The 6,276-nt window shown below is 67.3% G+C and carries 7 protein-coding genes and 1 riboswitch; of the genes, 2 read left to right on the top strand and 5 right to left on the bottom strand.

The window, feature by feature from the left end:
• Window positions 1-37 precede the first annotated feature (37 nt).
• The 5 genes from DESPIG_RS01660 to DESPIG_RS01640 form a co-directional block, all read right to left on the bottom strand.
• Window positions 38-988, bottom strand: coding sequence for an ABC transporter substrate-binding protein (locus DESPIG_RS01660; protein WP_006004269.1), 951 nt, complete (start codon window positions 986-988; stop codon window positions 38-40).
• Complete coding sequence (locus DESPIG_RS01655; RefSeq protein WP_006004268.1) at window positions 978-1,787, bottom strand: ABC transporter ATP-binding protein; 810 nt, start codon at window positions 1,785-1,787, stop codon at window positions 978-980. The genes DESPIG_RS01660 and DESPIG_RS01655 overlap by 11 nt, the downstream gene beginning before the upstream one ends.
• On the bottom strand, window positions 1,787-2,854 hold the full coding sequence (locus tag DESPIG_RS01650; RefSeq protein ID WP_081446791.1) for a FecCD family ABC transporter permease: 1,068 nt from the start codon (window positions 2,852-2,854) through the stop codon (window positions 1,787-1,789). The genes DESPIG_RS01655 and DESPIG_RS01650 overlap by 1 nt, the downstream gene beginning before the upstream one ends.
• Window positions 2,855-2,985: 131 nt before the next feature.
• A riboswitch (cobalamin riboswitch) is annotated at window positions 2,986-3,164 on the bottom strand.
• 489 nt (window positions 3,165-3,653) lie between these two features.
• Complete coding sequence (locus tag DESPIG_RS01645) at window positions 3,654-4,400, bottom strand: purine nucleoside phosphorylase YfiH/LACC1 family protein (protein ID WP_006004263.1); 747 nt, start codon at window positions 4,398-4,400, stop codon at window positions 3,654-3,656.
• Window positions 4,391-5,008, bottom strand: a complete 618-nt coding sequence (locus DESPIG_RS01640; protein WP_040369042.1) for a 5-formyltetrahydrofolate cyclo-ligase — start codon at window positions 5,006-5,008, stop codon at window positions 4,391-4,393. The genes DESPIG_RS01645 and DESPIG_RS01640 overlap by 10 nt, the downstream gene beginning before the upstream one ends.
• A gap of 71 nt (window positions 5,009-5,079) precedes the next feature.
• Here DESPIG_RS01640 and DESPIG_RS01635 point away from each other — a divergent pair, with 71 nt between their 5' ends.
• A complete protein-coding gene (locus tag DESPIG_RS01635; RefSeq protein ID WP_006004260.1) occupies window positions 5,080-5,772 on the top strand; it encodes a metallophosphoesterase in 693 nt (230 codons plus the stop codon).
• Window positions 5,773-6,068: 296 nt separating this feature from the next.
• A partial coding sequence (locus DESPIG_RS13995; RefSeq protein WP_006004257.1) for a hypothetical protein occupies window positions 6,069-6,276 on the top strand: 208 nt, incomplete at its 3' end.

The following is a 6,276-nucleotide window of genomic DNA, read 5'->3' as shown; positions in this document are numbered from 1 at the left end:
GCCAAAGGGGCCTTCCCCCCTCAACCCAAAAACTCGCTCACTCCCCGCTGCTGCCCTGCGCCTCGCCATGCAGCCAGTGGGCCAGCCGCTCGGCGGCCTCCACGGAGCGGGGGCCGGGGCGGGCGAACAGATGCTCGTCCACCAGCAGCACGCGCCCGGAACGCACGGCACTGAGCCCCCGGTAATGCGGACGCTCCGCCGGAGCCTGCGGTGCGGGGTTCATGGGGCCCTGTTGCAGGATGTAGGCTTCCGGGTCCAGGGCCACCAGCATCTCTTCATTGCAGCGCACCAGCTTTTGCGGCGCATCCAGCACGTTGCGGCCACCGGCATGACGGATGATCTCGTCCACGATGCTGGCGCGTCCGGCAGCCAGCAGATTGGGATAGCGCACCTCATAGAATACGCGCACAGGCGGCTGGTCCGCATAGCGCTGCTCCAGAACTAACAGACGCCGCTGCCAGTCCGCCACAAGAGCTTCGGCGCGCGCCTCACGTCCGGTGAGCCGCCCCAGAGCGCGGGTCACGGCAAAAAGCTGTTCAAAGGACTGCATCTCGTAGACCAGCACCGGGATGCCCACGGCCTCCAGAGCTTCGGTCTGGGTCAGCACTTCCTGACGCCCGGCCAGTTGCAGCACCACATCGGGCTGCCGGGCCGCCACCAGCTCGGCATTGGGACGCATGTGCGTGCCCACGGCAGGCAGGTCCTGCAGGCCGGGGATGGCTGCATCGGCCGCCGTGCGGGCCACGAGGGTCTCGCGGGCATCCAGCGCCAGCAATATCTCGTTGAACGCGCCGTACAGGGCGATGACCCGCTGCGCGGGCCGTTCCAGACGCACGGTCACGCCCCTGCTGTCCACCAGCTCCAGCGCCTGGGCAGGCAGTACGGAGCAGCAGAACAGGCAGAAGCACAGGCACAGCCCCCGCCACAGGCCAGGATGCAAGCCCCAAGCGACAAGGCGCTGCCGCAGGCGGTACAAATCAGGCATCATGCGGAGAGACCTCCCGGTATTCAGGCCCACGGGGCCGCAGGGGCAGGGCCTGAGGCAGGCCGTTACGGGGATGCGGAACGATATGCAGGTCCACGGCATAGAGGGCGCGCAGGTTCTCCGCCGTGAAGCAGCGGCGCACGGGGCCGTCGAACAGCACCCGGCCCTCGCGCAGGCCCAGCAGACGTGTGGCATACTGGGCCGCCAGATTGCAGTCATGCATCACCAGCAGCAGCGCGGCACCGGCCCGGCGGCGGCGCTCCAGCAGGTCGAAAAGTTCCAGCATCCTGGCCAGATCCAGACCGGCGGCCAGCTCGTCTAGCAGCAGCACGGGGCTTTGCTGGGCCAGCGTCCGGGCCAGGGCCACACGCTGCAATTCACCGCCGGAAAGCTCGCTCACCTGCCGTGCGGCCAGCGACAGCGCCCCGGTCTCCTCTAGGGCCTCGTGGGCGATGCGCCGGTCTTCGGCGCTGTAGCTGCCCCACCAGCCCAGCCAGGGATAGCGGCCCAGCAGGACCATCTGCAGGGCTGTCATGCCCTGCGGTGCGGCACTGCGCTGCGAAAGCACGGCCACCCGGCGGGCCCGCTCCCGGGGGGAAAGGCGGCGGATGTCCGCATCCTGAAGGTGCACCGTCCCTGCCGTCGGCGTCAGGCTGCCCGCCAGCACCCGCAGCAGCGTGGTCTTGCCGCTGCCGTTGGGGCCCAGCAGGGCCACGGCCTCACCGGGATGGAGGTCGATATCCACGCCGTGCAATATCTCGTCCGTGCCGTAGGCCGCCCGGATGTCCTTTGCCCGCAGCATCAGCGCCTCCGCACCAGAAAAGCGAAAAAGGGCCCGCCCAGCAGGGCCGTCACCACGCCCACGGGCAATTCCTGTCCGCCGGAAAGCACGCAACGGGCCAGCACATCCGCCCAGACCAGCAAGATGCCGCCGCCCAGGAAGGCGCCGTACAGCAAGGGGCCATGCGCGCCGCCCAGCAGCATGCGCAGGACATGCGGCACCACCAGGCCCACGAAGCCGATGACCCCGGCCACGGCCACACAACCGGCCGTCATGCAGCTGGCCCCGGCCAGCAGCCAGAAACGTGTGCGGCCCACGGCAAGGCCCAGATGCGCGGCCTGCTCGTCGCCCAGGGCCAGCATGTCCAGCTTGCGCCAGCCCGGCAGTACCACCAGCAGCCCCGGCAGCAAGGTGGCCAGCAAGAGCGGTACGCTGTCCCAGCCCCGGCCCTGCAGGCTGCCCATGATCCAGAAAACGATACTGGTGACGGATTCTTCGTTGAGGGCTTTGACCAGGGCCACCACGGCGCCCAGAAAGGCCGCCACGGCGATACCGGCCAGGATGACGGTCTCGCGCCTAAAGCTCCCCTGCCCGCTGCCCAGCCAGAGCGCGCCGCCCAGGGCCAGCAGCGCCCCCAGCAGGGCCGACAGGGAGACCGTGGCCGCAGCGGAAAGCCCCACGGCAAGGCCTCCGGCCCAGATGCCCAGGGTCCCGCCCAGAGCGATGGCCATGCTGGCGCCGCAGGCAGCCCCGGCGGAGATGCCCAGGGTGAAGGGATCCGCCAGCGGATTGCGCAGCACGCCCTGCAGGGTCACCCCGGCCACGGCCAGCGCACCGCCGCAAAGCAGGCCCAGCAGCACGCGCGCCAGACGGATCTGTCCCACTACCAGCTGTATGCTGCCGTCCGCCGGAGGGCACAGGCCCACCACGGCTCCCAGTGCCTGCCAGACATCGGCCACAGCCACGGGCACGGGCCCGGGCAGACAGGCCAGCGGCAACGAGGCGCACCAGAGGACAGCCAGCAGCACGCAGCAGCACCAGCGGCGCGCGCTCCAGGCATCCTTGGCGGTGAGTCTGTTCTCCGGCATGGTCCGTCCTGTCATGGCCATCAGTGACCGGGCACGCTGGCCCGGAAACAAAAAAAGCCCCTTCCACCACTGGAAGAGGCCCGTATTCCCTTGCTCCCCTCGGCAAGACCCGTGCCGATACCGGTCGCGGCCAACGGCCACGGTCCACGGCAGGTATTCCGGCTCGGCCCCCGGCTTCCGGCCTTCCCGTTGCCAGTGGCACATGAAGGAAGCTGGTCTGCGGGCCTTACGGCGGCGGGTCCGCTCCCGATTCTCACGGGATTCCCTTTTGACGCCGGCAGGTTCCGGCGACCATGGACGCGCTACTCTAGGCAGGGAGCTGCTGCTTGTCAACGTATAACGGAAAGGGAGAGGGGTAGCAGACAGGTCGAGGAAAAACCGCTTGTGGCTGCTGCGGAACGACGGACGCCCGTCGACATACAAAAAAGACAGCCCGAAGGCTGCCCTTGCAATGACGCATCATGGTATGGGGAGACACATAAGCCCTCCCCGCTGTCCCCCATACCCGGGAATGAAGACGGCCGGAGAGGCCAATCATGCTCTTCGCTCTGTATTCATAAAAATACAGCTATCCTAAATAGATACGGTTTGAATAAAATCTTCTCCCAACACGGTACACCCCCAGCTTTCGGAGACCGGCAGCAGGGGCTGCCTCCCCGTAGCCCGAACAGGTTCCATCCTTCAGAAAAAAGCGCGTTGGAAAGGGGATGGAGGGAGCATGAGGGGGGAAGGGGGAAACCTTGTGCGCGAGCCAAGGTTTCCCCCTTCCCCCCTCATGACAAGCAAGCTCTCCGGCCTGCTAGTCCAGACGCCAGATGACGCTGGCCTGACGGCCGGAAGCTTTCACGCAGCGGTACGAGAAGAACTGGCGGTTGCAGCTGGCCGTGCACAAATCGATGCCGTAGATGTTGCGCGGCAGCAACCCAGCCTGCTCCAGCTGCCAGCGGGTCAGGCCCCACAGATCCATGGTCCGGCTTTGGGCATCGAACCAGGGACGGAACTCGTCGCCCCACTCGCTCTCAAAGTTGATGAACTCCGCCCGGGCCGGGCCCAGGCTCGGCCCGCGCACGGCCAGAAGTTCACGCGGCTCCACGCCGTAATGCTCGCAGAAACGACGCACCCCGGAGCCGGGGAAGTCGCAACGGTTGCCGCGCCAGCCCGCGTGGATGCCGGCCACGAAACGGCCGCTCTTGTGGGCCAGCAGGATGGGCTGGCAGTCGGCGGTCTTGATGGCCAGTCCCAGTCCGGCCTGGCTGGTGGCCATGCCGTCGGCATCGCAATGGGGCACGGCATCGGGCTCCACGGCCTCAGGCTCAAAGATCATGGCATCGCCGTGCACCTGATTGAGTTCGGCCATGCGCCGGAGGCCCAGGGCCGCCCGCAGCTCACGGCGATTGCCGATGACGCTCTGCCGGTCATCGGCCGTGGCAAGGGAGATGTTGCCACCGGCGTACGGGCCGTCTCCGGCCTCCTGCCAGCGGGTCTGGAAGGCGCAGCGCACATTGTCCACGCCGGGGAACACAAAGGGGATGAAACTTACAGGCATACGAGTCCTTCTTCGGTACACAGGCAGTCCACGGGCCGGTCCCAATCCTGGGAGGGCAGCGCGTCCACCACCTGGAAAGCATAGCACAGGCCCACCAGCAAGGGGCGCCGACCGCTGCCCCGGGCCCCGAAGGCCGCCAGGAAGCGGTCGTAGTAGCCGCCGCCGAAGCCCAGACGGTTGCCCGCGCGGTCAAAGGCCACGCCGGGCAGGACGAGTACGTCGGGGCAGAAATCGGGATGGGCCAGCACCGGGGGCGCCATGCCCAGCAGCCCGGCATGGGGCTCCAGCATCTTGTAGGGCCCGGCGGCCATGTCCCCCACGCGGGAACAGGGCACGAAATCCATGAGCCCGCGCTCCAGACGCACCCGGGGCAGATAGACCCGCAAGCGGCGCTGCCAGGCATCGGCCAGCAGGTAGCCGGTATGCACTTCTTCCGGCAGGGCCACGTACAGGGCCACACGGGCGGCCTGCTGCCAGACGTCCCAGTCCAGCAGGGCCTGCTGGGCCGCACGGGCCCGCTGCCGTGCCAGGGCGGGATCCTGGCCGCGCCGCAGCCCACGCATGCGGGCGCGCAATTCCTTCTTCAGCTCATCGGGGGAAAGGGACATGGAGGTCTTTCCATCCTTGCTAAAATGTGCCATAGTTCGCGGAGTGACTTTATAACAAAGGAAACACCGCCATGCCAAGCGTCAACGAACAGGATCATCTCTGGATTGCCGTTGGGGACATTCACGACGAGCCCGGGCTGTTTGCCCGTATCCCCGAGCTGACGCAGGCAGACGGCATCATCGTCACCGGCGACCTGACCATCACAGGCGGCGTCAAGCAGGCCGAGATGGTCATGGACGTTCTGCGGGCGCACAATCCCCGCATCTGGGCCCAGATTGGCAACATGGACCGGCCCGAAGTGGACGAATGGCTGAGCGGCCTGGGCTGCAACCTGCACACGCAGGTGCACGAGCTCACGCCCGATACGGCCATCTTCGGCATCGGGGCCTCCACGTTCACGCCTTTCGGGACGCCCAGCGAGTTTCCTGAATCCACCTTCGCCGGCTGGCTGGAAAACAGCTGGCAGAAGGCCCGCAAGTACCCCCACACCGTGCTGGTTTCGCACAATCCGCCCAAGGACAGCGCCTGCGACGTCATCCCGGGCAACATTCACGTGGGCTCTACTGCCGTGCGCGAATTCCTTGAAGAAGCCCAACCCGATGTCTGCCTGTGCGGACATATCCACGAAGCGCGCGCCGTGGACAGGGTGGGCCGCACCATCGTGGTGAATCCGGGCGCTCTGGCCCAGGGCGGCTATGTGCTGCTGCGCTCCAGCGGCGGCAAGCTGTCCGTGGAGCTGCGCGTCCTTGAAAATTGTGATTAGAGAAGCCCAGCGCTTCCGCGGGGGACAGACAGTCTGATCCCGCCCGTCATGGCGCGGCCCGGTGCCGCGCTTTCTGACGTTGCCCCTCCGGCGGCTGTTCCGGCCGCCAGGAAAACGCCGTCCCGTGACGGGCGTTTTCTCCTGCCATCCCCCGTGCCCTGCCCTTTCCGGGCATCCCCAGGCCCGTGCCCGCTCACGGACACGCCATCCGGCATCGGCCGGGTGCCCGGCCTGTTCCCTCAGTCGGGATAACGGCTGACAAATTTCGCCGCCTCCGGCGGTCCAAAAGGATATTTATGACGCAGGAAAATACGCCGGCCGTGTCTGACGCGGCCGCTTCCTCTGATGTCGCTGAAGCAACCCCCACCCCCAAACGCCGTACCACCCGCCGCAGTTCGCGCGCCAAGACCGCCCCTGCCACGGAAGAAACGGCCACGCTGACGACCTCCCCGGCTACAGATACCGCACAGGCCGCTGCGGACAATGGCGATGCCCAGGCCGCCG

Origin of the sequence: Desulfovibrio piger ATCC 29098, from assembly GCF_000156375.1 — a bacterium.
Lineage (GTDB): Bacteria > Desulfobacterota > Desulfovibrionia > Desulfovibrionales > Desulfovibrionaceae > Desulfovibrio > Desulfovibrio piger.
The sequence above is the reverse complement of the archived record's forward strand: the minus strand, read 5'-3'. Positions and strand labels throughout refer to the sequence as shown.